Below are 18,047 nucleotides of genomic sequence, written 5' to 3'. Positions count from 1 at the left end.
AGGCGCGCGGGGAACTGCGCGCTCCGCCACGACGAGGCCGCAGGTGCTCACCGGCGCGAACGTGGTGCTGCCCACCGGGACCGTGGAGAACGGCCGGCTGGTGGTCGACGGCACCCGCATCGCCGCCTCGGCACCGGCCGGCGCCGAGGTCCTCGACGTCACCGGGCACTGGCTGGTCCCCGGCTTCGTGGACATCCACAACCACGGCGGCGGCGGCGCGTCCTTCGCCGGTACGGCGGAGCAGGCCATGACGGCCGTCCGCACCCACCGGCTGCACGGCACCACCACGCTGGTCGCCTCCACCGTCACCGACGAGATGGACCTGCTGGTCCGCCAGGCCGGGCTGCTGAGCGAGCTGGCCGAGCAGGGCGAGATCGCGGGCATCCACTTCGAGGGTCCGTTCATCTCGCCGTGCCGCAAGGGCGCGCACTCCGAGTCGCTGCTGCGCGACCCGGACCCGGCCGAGGTCCGCAAGCTGATCGACGCGGCGCGCGGCCACGCGAAGATGGTCACCCTCGCCACCGAACTGCCCGGCGGCATCGACTCGGTGCGGCTGCTCGCCGAGCACGGGGTGATCGCGGCGATCGGGCACACGGACGCGAGCTACGAGCAGACGGCCGAGGCCATCGACGCGGGCGCCACCGTCGCCACCCACCTCTTCAACGCGATGCCCGCGCTGGGCCACCGCGCGCCCGGCCCGATCGCCGCGCTGCTCCAGGACGAGCGGGTCACCGTCGAGCTGATCAACGACGGTGTCCACCTGCACCCGGCGGCGCTGGAGCTGGCGTTCCGGCACGCGGGCGCGGACCGGGTCGCGTTCATCACCGACGCGATGGACGCGGCCGGCAGCGCCGACGGCCGCTATCTGCTCGGCCCGCTTGAGGTCGAGGTCAGCGACGGCGTGGCCCGGCTGGTGGAGGGCGGCTCGATCGCCGGCTCCACGCTCACCCTGGACCGGGCGTTCCGGCGCGCGGTGACCGTCGACAGGCTGCCGGTGGAGGACGTGGTGACCGCGCTGTCGGCCAACCCGGCGCGGCTGCTCGGCCTGGACGACCGGATCGGCTCGCTGGAGCCCGGCAAGGACGCGGACCTGGTCCTGCTGGACGCGGACTTCGCGCTGAAGGGCGTGATGCGGCGGGGCGAATGGGTGGTAGCGCCCCAACTGCCCTGATCCGTAACCCCGTCGGGAAGACGGTGACCGGTCCGCGCACTGGGCCGGTGGCCGTCTCTTTGGCATGATCGAGGCCCCGGACACCCAAGACACCGCAGCCACTTCGAGGGAGGTCGGCCCGGGTGATCCTCACGGTCACACTGAACACCGCTCTCGACATCACCTACCGCGTACGGTCGCTGCGGCCGCACGCCGCCCACCGCGTCTCGGAGGTCGCCGAACGCCCCGGCGGCAAGGGCGTGAACGTGGCCCGGGTGCTGGCCGCGCTCGGCCACGAGGTGACGGTCACCGGCTTCGCGGGCGGCCACACCGGCACGGTCCTGCGCTCGATGCTGGCGCAGGCGCCGGTGATCCCGGTGGCGCGGGAGCAAGGGGGCGCGAAGGCGCCCGGTGCCCTGGTGGACGCGCTGGTGCCGGTCTCCGGGGCGACCCGGCGCACCGTCGCGGTGGTGGACGAGCGCACCGGTGACACCACCCAGCTGAACGAGCCGGGCCCGCAGATCTCCCCGGCCGAGTGGGCGGCCTTCCTCGACCGGTACCAGGAGCTGCTGCCGGGCGCCTCGGCGGTGGCGCTGTGCGGGAGTCTGCCGCCGGGGGTGCCGGTGGGGGCGTACGCGGGTCTGGTCCGCGCGGCCCGCGCCGCCGGGGTGCCGGTGCTGCTGGACACCAGCGGGGAGGCGCTGCGCCGCGGGGTCGCGGCCCGGCCGGACGTCATCAAGCCGAACGCCGGGGAACTCGCCGAACTCACCGGCTCCCACGAGCCGTTGCGCGCCACCCAGAACGCCCGCCGGCGCGGGGCCCACGCGGTGGTCGCCTCCCTCGGCGCGGACGGTCTGCTCGCCGTCACCCCGGAGGGCCGCTGGCGCGCCGCCCCGCCCGCTCCCGTCCGCGGCAACCCCACGGGCGCGGGCGACTCGGCGGTGGCGGGCCTGCTCTCCGGCCTGGTGGAGCGCCTCCCCTGGCCGGACCGCCTGGTCCGCGCGGCGGCCTTGTCGGCGGCGACGGTACGGGCTCCGGCGGCGGGCGAGTTCGACCACTCCGCGTACACCGAACTCCTCGGCCGGGTCCGGGTCACGGGGGCGGCCAGCGCGGCCTAGGCGGCCCGGTCCCCGTCCGGACCCAGGTCCGGTCCTAGCGGGTGACGTGGCCCTTCTTGATCCACATCTGGTCCAGCAGGACGTCGCACTTGTCGCCGGGCTGGCAGGAGATCGAGATGGTGTTGCGGCCCTTGTCGAGGCTGGGCCACACGTAGGAGTGCGTCCAGCCGTTGGCGAGGTCGTCGGCGCTGCGCCAGTTGCGGAACCCGATCTTGCTGCCGAACTCCTTGCCGTTGACGGACACCGTCATCGACTGGTCCCCGGTCACGCTGTAGCGCGCGAAGAGGGTGTACGCGCCCGCCTCGGGGATGTTGTCGACCGTCCAGGTCACCGACGCGCCCGCGGTGTTCAGGCCGCCCACGTAGGTGCCGCCGGCCGCCTGCGCGCCCTGGACGTCCGTGGCCGGGACCGCGCCGCCGGACAGCTGGACCGAGCCGCTCGCGGCGTCGGTCTTCGGCAGTTCCCCGGCCGTGGGCGAGCTGCTGCCCGACGGGCTCGGGGACTGGCTCTGGGACTGGGTCGGGGCCGGGGTGGCCTGGTTGCCGGCCTTGTCGTCCTCGGTGTTGTCGTTGATCATCGCGACGCCGATGCCTATGACGACCGCGGCGACCACGGCTATCGCGCCGATCAGCAGGCCCTTGGTGTTCGGCCCGCGGCGGCCGGGCGCGGGCGGCGCGGGCCGGCGGCCGGCCGGGGGCGCGCCGCCGGGCAGCGTCTCCGGGGCCTGGTAGTGGGCGTTCGGCTGGCCGTAGGCACCCTGCTGCGGAACGCCCTGGCCGTACGTGCCGCCCTGCGGCGGCTGGCCGTGGGGCCCCGGCTGCTGGCCGTACCGGCGCTCGCCGACCGTGCGCACCCTGCTGACCGAGTTCGGGTAGCCGTAACCGCCGGACGGCGGCTGGGCTCCCCGGGCCTGGCCGTCTGCGTACAGGTAGCCGAACGGGTCGTCGTCCTCGGGCGTGCTCGCGCCGTTGTCGCCGGGCGTCATCCCTTGGTACTCCTCAACAGGTGCGGGCGGATGGGTACGGGTTGGAATGGCGAGCCTACCCGCTCTCCGTCCCCCAAACGGGTGACCGGGAGGGCGTCAACCCGCTGACCTGCGGTTCATCCGGCTCGGCGATGTTGTTTGGGACGAGATCGTTTCTCTACGTACATGCGCTCGTCGGCGGACTTCAGCACCTCGTCCGCCGTCATGCCGCAGTGCGCCCACCCGATGCCGAAGCTCGCGCCCACCCGGACGGACCGGCCCTCGGCCCGGATCGGTTGAATGATCTCGTTGCGCAGCCGTACGGCGAGGTCCTGGGCGTCGGCCCGGCCGAGGCCGTCGGCGAGGATCACGAACTCGTCGCCGCCGAGCCGGGCCACCGTGTCCCCGTCCCGGACGCCGTTGCTCAGCCGCCGGGCGACCTCGATGAGGACCGAGTCACCGGCGTTGTGCCCGAACCGGTCGTTGATCGACTTGAAGCCGTCGAGGTCGCAGAAGAGGACCGCGAGGCCCTTGGCGCCGTCGTCCCGGCCGTCCTCGGGGGCGACGGCGTGCACATGGTGGTCGTAGGCGTCGTACGCCTCGGCGCCCGGCGCGAAGTCGAAGCCGTGGCCGGCCGGGATGTCGTAGGCGGGGTGGCCGTAGGCCGCGTCCAGGGAGTCCGGGGCGCCGGCGTGCGCGGGGCGCCGGCACAGCCGGGCGGAGAGGCGCGCGCGCAGCTCGGCGGAGTTCGGCAGGCCGGTCAGCGAGTCGTGGGAGGCGCGGTGCGCTAGCTGGAGTTCGCGCCGCTTGCGCTCCTCTATGTCCTCCACGTGGGTGAGCAGGAAGCGCGGCCCGTCGGCGGCGTCCGCGACCACGCTGTTGCGCAGCGACACCCACACGTAGCTGCCGTCGCGGCGACCCAGGCGGAGTTCGGCGCGCCCGCCCTCGGCGGAGGTGCGCAGCAGGGTGCCGATGTCCTCGGGGTGGACGAGGTCGGCGAAGGAGTAGCGGCGCATCGCGGAGGCGGGGCGGCCGAGCAGCCGGCACAGCGCGTCGTTGGTGCGCAGGATGCGGCCGTGCTGGTCCCCGCCCATCTCGGCGATGGCCATGCCGGAGGGAGCGTATTCGAAGGCTTGTCGGAAGGATTCCTCGCTGGCGCGCAGGGCCTGCTGTTCGCGCTCCAGGCGGACCAGGGCGCGCTGCATGTTGGAGCGCAGGCGGGCGTTGCTGATCGCGATGGCGGCCTGGAAGGCGTACATCTGGAGGGCTTCGCGGCCCCAGGCGCCGGGACGGCGGCCGTTGCGCGGCCGGTCGACGGATATGACGCCGAGCAGTTCGCCGGAGGAGCCGCCCTGCGCGCCGGGGGTGTACATGGGGGCGAAGAGCCGGTCGGAGGGGTGCCACTCGTCCTCGAAGCGCGGTTCGGGGCCGTCGGTGTACCACTGGGGGACGTCGTCGTCGTCCAGCACCCAGCCCTCGGTGTGCGGTATGAAGATCAGGTCGCCCCAGTGTTCGCCCATGGTCAGCCGCCGCTCCCATGATTCGCGGGAGCCGACCCGGCCGGTGATCAGGGCCTCGGCGGCGGGGTTGCCGGAGAAGGCGGCGACCACCAGGTCGCCGTCGGGGCGGACGAGGTTGACGGCCGCCATCTCGTAGCCGAGGGCGTTGACGGCGCCGTCGGCGACGGTCTGCAGTGTGTCCGCCAGGCTTCGGGCCGTGTTGATCTCGGCCATGACCTGGTGCAGCTGTCGCAGGGACGCAAGACGGACATACGGCTCCGACTCGGTCTCCATGCTCGCCCTCCCCCCGAGACATCGCAGCGAATCAAGGGTTGCCTTCGGCGCTTCTCCCGCGTTGTCAGCGGTGGCTCTTGGTCATGCTGTACGCGGTTGTCCTTGCGGCTCCCCGCCACTGAATCACAGCGCGCTGCCCACTCGGTACACAGGGTCAACAATTCGCGCCTCTTGTGACTCAAGTCACAAGGAAACGTGAACAATTGAGTGCTGTTTCTCCGTTTGCCCTGTGTGACGCACGAAGACACACCGTGCGCGTCCGTTCACATCATGCACGTGCCGGACGTGCCGGCTGGTCCTCGCGACCTAGGTCCCGGTTCGGGCCAGGGCCCGATGCCCGCCGCACCGGGCGAAGACTAGCGTTTCCGGCGTGCTGAAGACTCCCTCCCCCACCGCCCCCCTGCCTTCCGGGCATGCTGAGGGGGTGAGCAACGACGAGTTCCGGGCCGCGATGTCCCGGCTGGCCGCGGGCGTGGTCCTGGTCACCGCGCAGGAACCGCCGCTGGACCCGGACGACCCCCAGGCACCGGGGGTGGAGGACGTCGGCATGACCGCCACCGCGTTCCTGTCGGTCTCCCTCGACCCGCCGCTGGTCCTGGTCAGCCTGCGCGAGGGCGCCCGCATGGACGACCTGCTCGCCGAACAGCCGCTGTGGGCGGTGTCGGTCCTCGCCGAGAGCCAGCGGCACATCGCCGGCCGCTTCGCCATGAAGGGCCGCATCAGCGACCGGCTCCTCTTCGAGGACATCCCCTACAGCCGCGGCGAGGTCACCGGCGCCCCGCTGGTCGGGGGCGCGCTGGCCACCCTGGAGTGCCGTACCGAACAGCGGGTGGCCGCCGGGGACCACACCCTGGTCATCGGCCGCGTCCTCACCGCGCGCGTGCCCAGCGCCGAGGGCGGCCCGCTGCTGTACTTCCGCGGCCGCTACCGCCAGCTGGGCTGAGCCGCGAAATTCCGTGGCCGCGGCGGGGCCGGTGTGCCTACGGTGCGCCGGTGACACCTCGCCTGGAAGTGGTGACCCCACGGAACTTCGAGACCGCCGTCGCCCTGCGCGTCCGCCCCGACCAGGAGCACGCCGTCGCACCGGTGGTGCGCTCGCTCGCCGAGGCGTACGTCCACCCGGACGGCGTCGCCTGGCCCCGGCTGATCACCGACGAGGGCCGGGCGGTCGGCTTCGTGATGGCCTTCTTCGGCATCGACTGGCACGGTGACGGCAGCCTGTACCGATCCGGGCTGTGGCGGCTGAACATCGCGGCCGGCGAACAGGGCCGGGGCTACGGCCGGTTCGCCGTGGACGCGGTGGCCACCGAGATCCGCCGCCGCGGCGGCACCCGTCTGTATGTCAGCTGGCACCCCGGCCCCGACGGCCCTGGGGCCTTCTACGCCCGCCTGGGCTTCCACCCGACCGGCGAGACCGCCGGGGATCAGGTGGTGGGCGTACTGGAACTGTGAGCTGCGGCGGAAGCGACGGCGGGCGAACCCGCTGCTGCCCCCGGTCACGACCCGACCGACCCCGCAGCCCCCGGTCACGACCCGACCGACCCCGCTACCAGTCGCGCCCCGATCGGCCCCGCTTCGTCTCCGCGCGTTGCTTCTTCTCGCGCAGCCGGCGTTCGTTGATGCCGCGCGGGACGCGGGTGGGCTTGCGGGGCTTGGGCGGGGGCGCGGTGGCCTCGGCGAGGAGCGCGGCGAGGCGTACGGCGGCGGCCTCCCGGTTGCGCCACTGCGAGCGGTGCTCGGAGGCCCGTACGGTCACCACCCCGTCCACGAGGCGGCCGGCCAGCCGGTGCAGCGCCCGCTCCTTCCACACGGGCGGCAGCGCCTCGGTGCGTGCGAGGTCGAAGCGCAGTTCCACCTGGGAGTCACTGGTGTTGACGTGCTGTCCGCCGGGCCCGGACGACCTGGAGAAACGCCACATCAGCTCGGCCTCGGGCAGCGAGACCGAGCCACGGATGAGATAGGGCCCGGACATACCCTCCATGTTCCCGGCCCGCCCCGGCGCGCGTCACCTGGATTTCCGGCCCCGGTCCGCCCCGCCGGGAACGCCCTGCTCCGGACTCCGTAAAAAAGGTAAAGCCTTCCGGAACCCACGGGGCCGTCCGCGTCGTTGTCCCGGGTGACGGTAGCTTCGTCCGCACAGCTCCGTCGGCACAGATGTGCGCAGATACGCACGGGTATCCAAGGAAGGGACTCCCAACATGGCTGTAAGCCTGTCCAAGGGTGGCAACGTCTCGCTCACCAAGGAGGCTCCGGGCCTGACCGCCGTCACCGTGGGCCTCGGCTGGGACGTCCGCACCACCACCGGCACGGACTTCGACCTGGACGCCTCCGCCATCGCGGTGAACACGCAGGGCAAGGTCTACTCGGACGCCCACTTCGTGTTCTTCAACAACAAGCAGACCCCGGACAACTCGATCGTCCACACGGGTGACAACCGCACGGGCGAGGGCGCCGGCGACGACGAGGCGATCAACGTCAACCTGGCCGCCCTCCCGGCCGACGTCGACAAGATCGTCTTCCCGGTGTCCATCTACGACGCCGAGAACCGCAGCCAGAACTTCGGCCAGGTCCGCAACGCCTACATCCGCATCGTGAACCAGGCCGGCGGCGCCGAGATCGCGCGCTACGACCTCTCCGAGGACGCGGCCACCGAGACGGCCATGATCTTCGGCGAGCTGTACCGCAACGGCGCGGAGTGGAAGTTCCGCGCGGTCGGCCAGGGCTACGCCTCGGGCCTGGTCGGCATCGCCCAGGACTTCGGCGTCAACGTCTGACGGTAGGCACACATCAGAAGACCCCCCGAGTCGCCTTTGGGGGGTCTTCTTCATGGGCGGACGAGACCGCCGTCGGGGAACCCGCCTGCCGATCGCGCCGGCGCTTCGGGGTCCACGTGGTCCCACTCGCACTTCCCGGGATGGCCTTTGTAGATCGTGCAGGACGATCCCAGGGGCGTCCTGGTCTTCAGGCAGACCTCGGCATCGACGACCCACTGCATGTCCGGGGCGTCGGACCAGCACAGGTACACATCCCTTTCGAGCTCCGAGCTTCGCAGCCACGTGGCGTGGAACTCGTGCTCTTCTTCACCCAGCACACACCGGAGGTCGTCCAGGAACGCCCAGTCGATTTCACCGTGGTCGGCGCAGGGCAGTCGTTGAGCCCACCGGAAGGTGTGATCCTTGATTGCGCAGGTGCTGGTGCAGCGGAAGGTCATCCCCGGACCACCCTCGCCTGCACACCGGCCTCGATGGTGAGCGCCAGTTCCTCGGCCGCCTCGACCCCGATGCACTGGACGGCAAGGAAGCCGCCCGCGGGGTCGATCAGCACGTCCACGATGGCGCCGGCCGCCATGATGGCCTTCTCCAGGTGGGCGCGTGCCCTAACTGTCCTTGGCGGGTGTTCCATTGATCGCCTCCTCCGGGTGCCGCTCGCGGAGGGTCAGCCCGTCCTTGAGGAGGTCGAGAAGGTTGCGGGCCTGCATCACGTTGCAGTCGCCGAGCCGGACCACCCAGCGGCGGTTCTCGGCGGGTGACAGCCGGGTGTGGAACTGCGGAAGCCTGATGCCGGCCTGCGCCAGCACCGCGTCCAGGGCGAAGGTGATCTCCCCGACCTCCAGTGTCTGCCGGATTCCGAGCTTGGGGATGCCTTCGTCACGGGGCCGCTCCGGGCCCTTCTCGCCGTCAACCAGAGCCGGTTCGTTCAGTCTTTCGGGCACGAATGTTCCTCTCCGTAGCACTGCGACTACCGGACGGGTTCAGCATGGGACCACGCCTGGGAACCGTTCAACGTGTTGGCAAGGAACGGAAGGTTGGTGAATGGCTGTTGAACCGCAAGGAGTTGAACCCCGACGCGTCTCCGCAAGCGGCGTACGGAGCACGTCTGCGCAGCCTGCGGGAAGCCCGCGGCTGGACGCAGGAGGACCTGGCCGCCCTGACGGAATATTCCAGTGTGCATATTTCGGCCGTGGAAACTGGTCGGAAGCCTCCGACCCTTCGCTTTTCGCGTAGCGCGGACAGAGCATTCGGCCTCACGGGAAGCGCAGATTCGTTCGAGCGCGAGTACCGAAAGATCCGGCACGGCAACCTGCTGGAGGGCTTCCCCGAGTACGTCAAGCACGAGGGCCGGGCGGCGGAAATCCGGCTGTACGAGATCGGGATCATCCCCGGCCTGCTCCAGACACCGGAGTACGCGCGTGTCCTGGCGGACAGTGCCGTACGCCGAGGGACGATCACGCCCGAACAGGCGGAGGAACGAGTCTCGTTCCTGGCGGAACGGCAAGCGGCCCTGGAACATCCCCGCCTCCCCACGATGCTGGTGGTGATGGATGAGAGCTGCATCCGCAGACAGGTCGGCGGACCGAAGGTCATGAGGGCCCAGCTCGACCGGTTGATGCAGTTCGCCGAGCTGCCGAACACCGTGCTTCAGATCGCTCCCTACGGGATGGGGGAGCGTCGGACGTTCGATCTCCCCATGAACTTACTGACCATGCCGGATCTGTCCGTGATCGCATACGCGGAATCACAGATGCGGGGACACCTGGAGCGCGAAACGGCGGCAGTGCTCCCTCTGTTGACGGCCTACCATCAGTTGCAGGCCGAAGCTCTGCCCCAGGCAGCATCGGTGGCCATGATCAAAGAGGCATGAAAGGGCACCCCGTGACGACCGAGTCCCCCCGCTGGTTCAAGTCCTCCTACAGCAACAACGGCGGCAACTGCATCGAGGTCGCCACCAACCTCGCTGCCACCCACAACACGGTCCCCGTCCGCGACTCCAAGAACACCGACGGCGCCGTCCTGAACTTCACCACCGGCACCTGGTCCTCGTTCATCGCGTACGCCGCCGCCCAGAGCGTCTGAAACCCCGCTCGCGACCGCCTCCTCCTTCCGCTGTAGTGGGAGGAGGCGCGCTCTCCACCGAAGCGGCATGAAAGGGCACCCCATGACGTCCGAGGCCCCCCGCTGGTTCAAGTCCTCCTACAGCGGCAACGGTGGCCAGTGCATCGAGGTCGCCATTAACCTCGCCGCCACCCACAACGTAGTCCCCGTCCGCGACTCCAAGAACACCGACGGCGCCGTACTGAACTTCACCACCGGCACCTGGTCCTCCTTCATCGCGTACGCCGCTGACCAGAGCGTCTGAATACACCCGCTCGGTACGCCTGTCGCGTCGGACGGGCCGAACGTGTGCGGGCCGTCCGCGTGACAGCCGTCCGTTCCTGGAATGTCGTCCCCGCCGCGCCGGTCCCGGCGGCGAAGCCTGTGGGACATGCATTTCATCGGAAACCGTGTGGCGGCTCTCCGGCCCAGACTGGGCCGGGCCGGGCTGGCCTGCGCACTCGTGGCGGGAATGGCCCCCGCCCTGCTCCTCGGCGTGGGAGCCGGCCAGGCCCAGGCCGCCCCGCTGCCGGGCGGGCTCGGCCCCTGCGTCCCGGGGGACTGCCCGGACCCCTTCCCGGGCATCAACAACGGCCCCTTCGCCGGCCGGGACAACGGCATCAACATCTTCGTCGGCGACGACTTCCTCGTCCGGGGCAGGGCCGCGGAGGCGGAGGGCCGGGTCGTCGTCCTGGACGACTTCGACATGGCCAAGGACACCGGCGGCAGCGCCGTCTACGACATCGGGATCGCCGGGGTCGGCTCGCGGGTGCCACCGCCCGACGGCGCGGACTTCCTGACCACCGGCGACGACATCACCGTCGCCCCCGGCCAGCGGCTGCTCGCCGAGGGCGGGGTCGTCCGGTACGGCGGCACGGTGACCGGCACGGTGGAGGGGACCCTCGTCCACGACCCGGACGCCGCACAGCCGTACCTGCCGCTGCGCGACCAGCTGACCGCCGCGAGCCAGTGCTACGCCCGCGTGGACGGGGCACCCCGGCCGGCCACCGGTACGGCGGTGAACCAGGGCTACCAGACGCTGTTCACGGGCGACGGCACTTCGGCGATCCAGGTGTTCAACGTCGACTTCGACCTGACCGGGCCCGGCGGAGGCCAGCAGGGGATCGCCTTCGCGAACATCCCGGACAACGCGACGATCCTGGTCAACATCGTCGGCGACAACCGGGTCATCAACACCTACAGCGGCGGTATCGACGACGCGACCGACCCGCTGAACGCCTACCGCGAACGCCTGCTGTGGAACTTCCCGGACGCCACCTCGGTGGACCTGATCGGCACGGGCCAGTTCCAGGGCAGTGTCCTGGTCGGTCAGCAGGCGTCCATGACCACGGTGTCGCTGCCCGGTATGAACGGCCGCTTCCTCACCACCGGTTCGCTCACGCACACCAGCCCGCAGACGGGCGTCGAGTTCCACTCGTACCCGTTCGACGGCGACCTGCCGGACTGCGGTGGCGAGCCGCAGCCGGTCACCGGCGAGGTCCGCGTCGTCAAGACCGACTCCGAGACCGGGGAGACGCTCACGGGCGCCAAGTTCGAGCTGTGGGAGGAGACCAACGGGACACCCGGCCTCCAGACCGCCGGCGCCGACCCCGACAGCCAGGTGGGCGGGGTGTGCACCACCGGCACCGACGGCCTCTGCGCGCGGACGGTGGAGACCGGCACGTACTACTGGCGCGAGACCGCGGCCCCCGACGGCTACGACCTCCCCGACCCCAACGTCTTCGGCCCCCTGACCCTCACCGAGACCAACGCCGACGACGGCGTCCAGACCACCGCCGAGAACACCCCCACCGAAGAACCCCAGCCCGTCACCGGCGAGGTCCGCGTCCTCAAGACCGACACCGAGACCGGGGAACCGCTGGAGGACGCCAAGTTCGAGCTGTGGGAGGAGACCAACGGCACCCCCGGCCTCCAGACCGCCGGCGCCGACCCCGACAGCCAGGTGGGCGGGGTGTGCACCACCGGCACCGACGGCCTCTGCGCGCGGACGGTGGAGACCGGCACGTACTACTGGCGCGAGACCGCGGCCCCCGACGGCTACGACCTCCCCGACCCCAACGTCTTCGGCCCCCTCGTACTGACCGAGGCCAATGCCGACGACGGCGTCCGGACCACCGCCGAGAACACCCCCACCGAAGAACCCCAGCCCGTCACCGGCGAGGTCCACGTCGACAAGACCGACGCCGAGACCGGAGAACCGCTGGAGGGCGCGGAATTCGAGCTGTGGGAGGAGACCAGCGGCACGCCCGGCCTCCAGACCGGCGGCGCCGACCCCGACACCCGGATCGGCGGCACCTGCACCACCGGCACGGACGGCGTGTGCGCGCGGACGGTCGCACCGGGCACCTACTACTGGCGTGAGACGGCGGCCCCCGAGGGCTACGACCTGCCGAACCCGAACGTCTTCGGCCCCCTGGTCCTGACCGAGGCCAACGCCGAGGACGGCGTCCGGGTCACCGCGGAGAACACCCGCACCGACGAACCCCAGCCCGTCACCGGCGAAGTCAGCGTCGAAAAGACCGACGCCCAGACCGGCGACCCCCTCGCCGGCGCCGTGTTCCAGCTCTGGCGGGAGACCAACGGCACCCCCGGCCTCCAGACCACCGGCACCAACCCCGACACCCAGGTCGGCGGCACCTGCACCACCGGCACAGCCGGCCTCTGCACCCGCACCGTCACACCCGGCACCTACTACTGGCGCGAGACGGCGGCCCCCAACGGCTACGACCTGCCGAACCCGAACGTCTTCGGCCCCCTGGTACTCACCGAGGCCAACGCCGAGGACGGCGTCCGGGTCACCGCCGAGAACACCCGCACCGAGGAGCCGGACACAGACGGCACCCTCAGGGTCGAGAAGACCGACGCCAAGAACGGCGAGCCCCTCGCGGGCGCGGTCTTCGAACTGTGGAAGGAGACCAACGCGGTGCCCGGCCTGCAGACCTCCGGCACCGGCCCCGACACCCGTATCGGCCAGAGCTGCACCACCGACGCCCGGGGCGACTGCACCTTCGACGACCTCCCGCTCGGCGAGTACTACGTGCGCGAGGTCGCTGTGCCCGAGGGCTACGAACTGCCCGAGGACCCGGTCAGCGGTCCGCACGAGCTGACCGAGGACAACGCCGAGGACGGCATCACCGTCCGGCTGAGCAACAGTCGCTGCGAGCCCGGCGACCACGGCCACGGCGACCACGACGGCTACGGGCACTCCGACGGCTACGGCGACTCCGGCACGGGCTGCGCGGCCCCGGACGGGGGCGGTGACTCCGGCAAGGAGTACGGAGACAAGTAGCGGCGCGTTCCAAGGCGCCCCCTCCGGATGCCGTGCGCCGGAGGGGGCGTTCTCCTGTCCGGCGCCCTACGACACCCGCGGGAAGCGGGCCTGGAGGGTCCAGATCACCGGGTTCTCCGCCAGGTCCTCGTGCATGTCGGAGAGGTCCGCCAGCAGGTCGTGCAGGAAGTCCCGGGCCTCCCGGCGCAGTTCGGCATGGGAGAAGGAGAGCGGGGGCTCCTCGGCCGGGGTCCAGTCGGAGGTGATGTCGACCCAGCCGAAACGGCGCTCGAACAGCATCCGGTCGGTGGACTCGGTGAAGTCCAGCTCCGCCCGCTGCGGCCGGGCGGCCCGGGAGCCCATCGGGTCCCGGTCCAGCAGCTCGACGATGTCGCACAGCGCCCACGCGAAGTCCAGCACCGGCACCCATCCCCAGGCTGTGGACAGCTCCCGGTCGGACTCGGTGTCCGCGAGATAGACGTCCCCGCAGAACAGGTCGTGCCGCAGCGCGTGCGCGTCCGCGCGCCGGTAGTCGGTCTGCGGCGGGTCCGGGAACCGGTTGGAGAGGGCATAGCCGATGTCGAGCACGGGGAGATGGTGTCACGCCGGTCCGCCCGGAACCGCTGTCGGCCCTCCCGGACACCCCCACGCCCACCTGGGACCACCCGCCGTACACCCCACGGCCCCGCTCCACCGGGCCCGTATAAAGGGAAGGCAAAGAACATCACGTACCGTTCCTGGCCGACACAGCGCTGAGCCAGGATTGAAGCGCACAAGGGCCGGCTGTCCCGCCCGACGGGGCAGTTGCCTCACCGTTCGGGATGAACCCCGGCTCACGCAGCGTGCCCGACCCCTCAGGGAGATGTCACATCGTGCCCACCGCCAGGAAGACCACCCGGAACCTGTTAGCCGTAGCGTTACTGACCGCGGGCCTCGCCGTCGCGACTCCGGTGAACGCCGCGCACGCCATGAACCAGACGCCTTGCACCAGTGACGACTTGTTGCACATCTGGGGCCACTACAGCCGTCCGATCATTGTCGGCCCTAACGGGCCCTTCGAATACTGCGCCGCCAACGCGGGAACCATGAGTCTCGGAGCCGGCGCCTGGGTGGACAAGATCTCCACCGGGAACAACGACATCCAGATGAACGACGCCAACGGCTCCACCGTCAAGATCAGCCGCTGGAACATCGTGACCTACCCCACCCGGCCGCCGAACATCACGTCCATTCAGATCTTCTGAGGCGCCGACACGGTCAGCGGCGGCACGCCCCACCCGCCGCGCCCCCCGCCCGCCTAAGATCACTGACATGTCCAGATCGGTACGCCTTGTCCCGGCCGTCGCGGCGCTGCTGGCCCTCGCCCTGACCGGCACCGCGTGCGACGCCGGTGTCCGGGGTGCCCCAGGCGGCTCCGGCGTGGGCGACCCGTACTTCCCGAAGGCCGGCAACGGCGGCTACGACATCGGGCACTACAGCCTCGCCCTGGACTACACCCCGGCCACCCGCCGGCTCACCGGCACCGCGGTCATCACCGCACGGGCCACCCGGGACCTGTCCGCGTTCGATCTCGACCTCGCCGGACTGCACGTCGACTCGGTCCGCGTGGAGGGCGAGAAGGCCCGCTGGAACCACACCGGGCAGGAACTCACCGTCCGCCCGCACACCGACCTCAGCGAGGGCGAGACCTTCCGCACGACCGTCCGCTACTCGGGCACCCCGCGCACCCTCACCGACCCCGACGGCTCGAAGGAGGGCTGGCTCCCCACCGCCGACGGCGCCCTCGCCCTCGGCGAACCCGTCGGCTCGATGGCCTGGTTCCCCGCCAACCACCACCCTTCCGACAAGGCGACCTACGACATCGCGGTCACCGTCCCCCAGGGCCTGAAGGCCGTCTCGAACGGCGAGCAGACGGACCAGACCACGAAGGGCGGCCGTACGACCTACCGCTGGCAGTCGGCCCAGCCCATGGCGAGCTACCTCGCCACCGTCGCCATCGGCCGCTACGACATCACCCGCACCACCGGCCCGCACGGCCTGCCGGTCGTCACCGCCGTCGGCCCCGGCCAGGCCGCGGCGAGCGCCGACGTGCTCGCGAAGATCCCGGAGATCCTGGACTGGGCGGAGTACAACTTCGGCCCGTACCCCTTCTCCTCCGCCGGCGCGATCGTGGCCGGCCCGCGTGATGCCGGTTACCCCCTGGAGACCCAGACCCGCCCCGTCTTCCCCGGCCCGCCCGACGTCTCCACGCTGGTGCACGAACTCGCCCACCAGTGGTACGGCGACTCGGTCGGTCCCGCGTCCTGGCGGGACATGTGGCTCAACGAGGGCTTCGCGACCTACGCGGAGTGGCTCTACGACGAGGACCACGACGGACCCACCGCCCAGGAGACCTTCACCAGCCTCTACGAGGACGGCCCCGACGACATCTGGGCCTTCCCGCCGGCCAGGCCCACGAGCGCCGCGCACATCTCCGACGCCCCCGTCTACCAGCGCGGCGCGATGGTCGTGCACAAGATCCGCCAGGCCGTCGGCGACGACGCCTTCTACGACATCGTCCAGGGCTGGGCCGCCGCCCACCGCCACGGCACCGCCGACACCGCCGACTTCGTCCGTTACGTGGAGAAGAAGGCCCCGGGGAAGGACTTCCGCACCCTCTGGAAGGACTGGCTGTACGGGGACGGCAAGCCCGCCCACGCCTGAGGCCCCGCCACGGCCGCCGTGCCTCAGTCCGTCACCCGTATGCCCAGCTCCGCCGCCAGCAGCGGGGCCAGGTCCAGCAGTTGGCCCGTGCCGATCACCGCACCGGACAGGCGGTCCAGGCCCCGGGCGATCTCCAGCGGCGCGGCGCCGCGCAGATCGACGTCCGCCAGCGTCGCGTTGCCGAAGTCGGCCCCCTTCAGGGCGCAGTCGGTGAACTCCACCCGCTCCAGCCGCGCCCCCGCGAAGTCCGGCTCGACCAGCACGCAGGACTCGAACACCACATCCTTCAGCCGGGCCTCGCGCAGATTCAGGAAGTCGATCTTCCCGCCCCGGACCACGACCCGCTCCAGCACCGCCCCGTGCATCTGGGTGCCGCCCAGCCGCGCGTCGACCAGCTCCACGTCGCGGAACGTGGCCTCCGCGAGCCCGGTGCCGACCCCGCGCAGGCCGGTCAGGACCGAGTCCAGCACCCGGGCTCTGCCCAGCGCCGTCTCGTCCAGCGCGCAGCCCGTCAGCGCGCAGTCCATGAACCGGGCGCCCCGCGCGTCCTGCCCGGCCAGGTCCAGGTCCCGGAACTTCAGCCCGTCGTAGTCCCCGTCCGGCTCCAGTACGCCGCCGTCAAAGGGGGCCAGGGCCGGCAACCGCAGCTCCGGCCGCCGCGCGCCCCGCACCGCCGTCCGGCCCCCGGGCCGGCCCTCCGTCGCTCGCCTCACCATGCCCCCATGCTGCACCCCGCCACTGACAATCGGCCTGACCTGCGAAATCTCCGGGATGTCACACACGGCGGGGCACCGGACGTCGTATCCCCGGAGGAGACGGACCGACCTCAGGAGACTCCATGCGCCACATCACCGTCATCGGCGGCGGCTTCGCCGGGCTCACCGCCGCGATCACCGCCGCCGAGGCCGGGGCCAAGGTCACCGTGTACGAGGCCCACCGCACCCTGGGCGGGCGGGCCCGGACGGCACCCGGGCCGTACCGCACCAACGAGGGGCCGCACGCGGTCTACTCCGGCGGCCCGCACTGGACCTGGCTGCGGCAGCGGGACCTGCTCGGCCCGCTCGCCCCGCTGCCGCCCCTGGAGGCCGCCCGGCTGCGGCTGCGCCACCACGGCGTGCTGCGCCGCACCCCGCCCTTCGCCATGCTCAAGCTCCTGCGGCCCCGGCTCGGCCCGGCCCCCGTCGACACCGACTTCCTGAGCTGGGCGACCGGGATCGCCGGTGAGGAGGGCGCCCGCGCGGCGGCCCATTACGCGGCCGTGGCCCTCTTCCACCACGCCCCGGGCAGCCTGTCCGCCGCCTTCGTCCAGGAGCGGCTGCGCCGGGCCGCCAAACTGCCGCCGGAGGCGCACTATCCGCGCGGCGGCTGGGGCGTGTTGATCGACCGGATGGCCGCGCGGGCGTGGAACATGGGCGTGCGGATCGAGACGGGGGCCCGTGTGGACACCCTGCCCGAGCACACTCCGGTCGTCGTCGCCACCGCCCTGCCCGCCGCCCGGCGACTGCTCCGCGACGACTCGCTGACCTGGCCGGGCGGCCGTACCGTCCTCGTCGACCTCGCCGTACGCACCCGGCGCGGGGACGCCTTCGCCGTCTCCGACCTGGACGCGCCGGGCTGGATCGAGCGGTTCACCGCGCAGGACCCGTCCCTCGCCCCGGCCGGGGAGCAGCTGGTCCAGGGTCAGTTCCCGGTCGGGCCGGGCGAGTCGCGGGCCGACGGTGTGGCCCGCGCCGAGCACCTGCTCGACCTGGGGTTCCCGGGCTGGCGGGAGCGGTTGACCTGGCGGCGGGAGGCCGTGGCGGACGGCCGTACCGGGGCCGTGGACCTGCCGGGCCGCAGCTGGCGGGACCGGCCGGCCGTGGACCGCGGCGACGGGGTGTACCTCGTGGGCGACCAGGTGGCGGCCCCGGGCGTGCTCGCGGAGGTGTCCTTCACCAGCGCGGTCACCGCCGTGTCACTGATCCTGGGCCGCCCCGCCCTCAGCCGTATGCGGGCCTGACCCACCGGGCCGAAGCCGCCGGGCAGGAGCCACCGGGCCGAAGCCCCGGGCAGGAGCCACCGGGCCGAAGCCGCCAGGAGCCGCCGGACGCGAGGACCGTCACCGGCCTCGTCGCCGTCGTTCGCGCCGCACCCCGGCGGTCCGCCGGCGGCCCGGTCAC

At 71.9% G+C, this 18,047-nt stretch carries 20 protein-coding genes; 12 read left to right on the top strand and 8 right to left on the bottom strand.

The features are described from left to right. Nucleotides 1–43: 43 nt before the first annotated feature. Both nagA and Srubr_RS33390 read left to right on the top strand, forming a co-directional pair. Nucleotides 44–1,171, top strand: coding sequence for an N-acetylglucosamine-6-phosphate deacetylase (gene nagA / locus Srubr_RS33395; protein ID WP_189992470.1), 1,128 nt, complete (start codon nt 44–46; stop codon nt 1,169–1,171). 122 nt (nt 1,172–1,293) lie between these two features. After that, nucleotides 1,294–2,268 carry a 1-phosphofructokinase family hexose kinase gene (locus Srubr_RS33390; protein WP_189992473.1) on the top strand — a complete coding sequence of 325 codons (975 nt, stop codon included), beginning with the start codon at nt 1,294–1,296 and terminating at the stop codon, nt 2,266–2,268. A gap of 34 nt (nt 2,269–2,302) precedes the next feature. On the opposite strand, the gene Srubr_RS33385 is transcribed toward Srubr_RS33390, so the two are convergent. Both Srubr_RS33385 and cdgB read right to left on the bottom strand, forming a co-directional pair. Beyond that, complete coding sequence (locus tag Srubr_RS33385) at nt 2,303–3,253, bottom strand: carbohydrate-binding protein (protein WP_189992475.1); 951 nt, start codon at nt 3,251–3,253, stop codon at nt 2,303–2,305. A gap of 116 nt (nt 3,254–3,369) precedes the next feature. Continuing rightward, nucleotides 3,370–5,025 (bottom strand): diguanylate cyclase CdgB, encoded by a 1,656-nt coding sequence (gene cdgB, locus Srubr_RS33380; protein WP_189992481.1) that lies wholly within the window; start codon nt 5,023–5,025, stop codon nt 3,370–3,372. A 451-nt stretch (nt 5,026–5,476) separates the two neighbouring features. Here cdgB and Srubr_RS33375 point away from each other — a divergent pair, with 451 nt between their 5' ends. After that, entirely contained in the window at nt 5,477–5,968 is a 492-nt protein-coding gene (locus Srubr_RS33375; protein WP_373313438.1) for a flavin reductase family protein, read from the top strand. A 50-nt stretch (nt 5,969–6,018) separates the two neighbouring features. Beyond that, entirely contained in the window at nt 6,019–6,477 is a 459-nt protein-coding gene (locus tag Srubr_RS33370) for a GNAT family N-acetyltransferase (protein ID WP_189992485.1), read from the top strand. A 94-nt stretch (nt 6,478–6,571) separates the two neighbouring features. Here the strand turns inward: Srubr_RS33370 and arfB are convergent, their stop codons facing one another. Beyond that, nucleotides 6,572–7,006, bottom strand: coding sequence for an alternative ribosome rescue aminoacyl-tRNA hydrolase ArfB (gene arfB / locus Srubr_RS33365; protein ID WP_189992487.1), 435 nt, complete (start codon nt 7,004–7,006; stop codon nt 6,572–6,574). 217 nt (nt 7,007–7,223) lie between these two features. Between arfB and Srubr_RS33360 the strand changes: the two genes are divergently transcribed. Beyond that, nucleotides 7,224–7,799, top strand: a complete 576-nt coding sequence (locus tag Srubr_RS33360) for a TerD family protein (RefSeq protein WP_189992490.1) — start codon at nt 7,224–7,226, stop codon at nt 7,797–7,799. Nucleotides 7,800–7,849: 50 nt separating this feature from the next. Here Srubr_RS33360 and Srubr_RS33355 read toward each other — a convergent pair whose 3' ends face one another. The 3 genes from Srubr_RS33355 to Srubr_RS33345 are packed head-to-tail and all read right to left on the bottom strand — an operon-like array spanning nt 7,850 to nt 8,737. Then, complete coding sequence (locus tag Srubr_RS33355) at nt 7,850–8,236, bottom strand: hypothetical protein (protein WP_189992492.1); 387 nt, start codon at nt 8,234–8,236, stop codon at nt 7,850–7,852. After that, nucleotides 8,233–8,427 carry a hypothetical protein gene (locus Srubr_RS33350; protein WP_189992494.1) on the bottom strand — a complete coding sequence of 65 codons (195 nt, stop codon included), beginning with the start codon at nt 8,425–8,427 and terminating at the stop codon, nt 8,233–8,235. Before Srubr_RS33350 ends, Srubr_RS33355 begins: the two co-directional genes overlap by 4 nt. After that, the gene (locus Srubr_RS33345; protein ID WP_189992496.1) at nt 8,402–8,737 is read right to left on the bottom strand and encodes a hypothetical protein; all 336 of its coding nucleotides are present in this window, start codon (nt 8,735–8,737) and stop codon (nt 8,402–8,404) included. Before Srubr_RS33345 ends, Srubr_RS33350 begins: the two co-directional genes overlap by 26 nt. Before the next feature lie 107 nt (nt 8,738–8,844). Between Srubr_RS33345 and Srubr_RS33340 the strand changes: the two genes are divergently transcribed. The 4 genes from Srubr_RS33340 to Srubr_RS33325 all read left to right on the top strand — a co-directional run bounded on the left by Srubr_RS33340 (nt 8,845) and on the right by Srubr_RS33325 (nt 13,206). Next, nucleotides 8,845–9,666: a helix-turn-helix domain-containing protein gene (locus Srubr_RS33340; protein ID WP_229926568.1), complete on the top strand. Its 822-nt coding sequence runs from the start codon at nt 8,845–8,847 to the stop codon at nt 9,664–9,666. A gap of 11 nt (nt 9,667–9,677) precedes the next feature. Further along, entirely contained in the window at nt 9,678–9,878 is a 201-nt protein-coding gene (locus tag Srubr_RS33335) for a DUF397 domain-containing protein (protein WP_189992500.1), read from the top strand. An 82-nt stretch (nt 9,879–9,960) separates the two neighbouring features. After that, nucleotides 9,961–10,161 (top strand): DUF397 domain-containing protein, encoded by a 201-nt coding sequence (locus Srubr_RS33330; protein WP_189992502.1) that lies wholly within the window; start codon nt 9,961–9,963, stop codon nt 10,159–10,161. 126 nt (nt 10,162–10,287) lie between these two features. After that, nucleotides 10,288–13,206, top strand: coding sequence for a SpaA isopeptide-forming pilin-related protein (locus Srubr_RS33325; RefSeq protein ID WP_229926569.1), 2,919 nt, complete (start codon nt 10,288–10,290; stop codon nt 13,204–13,206). Between the two features lie 66 nt (nt 13,207–13,272). On the opposite strand, the gene Srubr_RS33320 is transcribed toward Srubr_RS33325, so the two are convergent. Continuing rightward, nucleotides 13,273–13,773, bottom strand: coding sequence for a hypothetical protein (locus Srubr_RS33320; RefSeq protein WP_189992506.1), 501 nt, complete (start codon nt 13,771–13,773; stop codon nt 13,273–13,275). A gap of 284 nt (nt 13,774–14,057) precedes the next feature. Here Srubr_RS33320 and Srubr_RS33315 point away from each other — a divergent pair, with 284 nt between their 5' ends. After that, complete coding sequence (locus tag Srubr_RS33315) at nt 14,058–14,429, top strand: beta/gamma crystallin domain-containing protein (protein WP_051815512.1); 372 nt, start codon at nt 14,058–14,060, stop codon at nt 14,427–14,429. Between the two features lie 67 nt (nt 14,430–14,496). After that, complete coding sequence (locus Srubr_RS33310) at nt 14,497–15,888, top strand: M1 family metallopeptidase (protein ID WP_189992508.1); 1,392 nt, start codon at nt 14,497–14,499, stop codon at nt 15,886–15,888. 23 nt (nt 15,889–15,911) lie between these two features. On the opposite strand, the gene Srubr_RS33305 is transcribed toward Srubr_RS33310, so the two are convergent. Beyond that, nucleotides 15,912–16,604 (bottom strand): pentapeptide repeat-containing protein, encoded by a 693-nt coding sequence (locus tag Srubr_RS33305; RefSeq protein ID WP_189992510.1) that lies wholly within the window; start codon nt 16,602–16,604, stop codon nt 15,912–15,914. Nucleotides 16,605–16,726: 122 nt separating this feature from the next. Here Srubr_RS33305 and Srubr_RS33300 point away from each other — a divergent pair, with 122 nt between their 5' ends. Continuing rightward, nucleotides 16,727–17,887 (top strand): FAD-dependent oxidoreductase, encoded by a 1,161-nt coding sequence (locus Srubr_RS33300; protein WP_189992512.1) that lies wholly within the window; start codon nt 16,727–16,729, stop codon nt 17,885–17,887. The last annotated feature ends 160 nt before the right edge of the window (nt 17,888–18,047 follow it).

The sequence above is a fragment of the Streptomyces rubradiris genome (genome assembly GCF_016860525.1).
Taxonomy (GTDB): Bacteria; Actinomycetota; Actinomycetes; order Streptomycetales; family Streptomycetaceae; genus Streptomyces; species Streptomyces rubradiris.
Note: the sequence above shows the minus strand (reverse complement) of the source record. Positions and strands in the feature narration are given on the sequence as shown.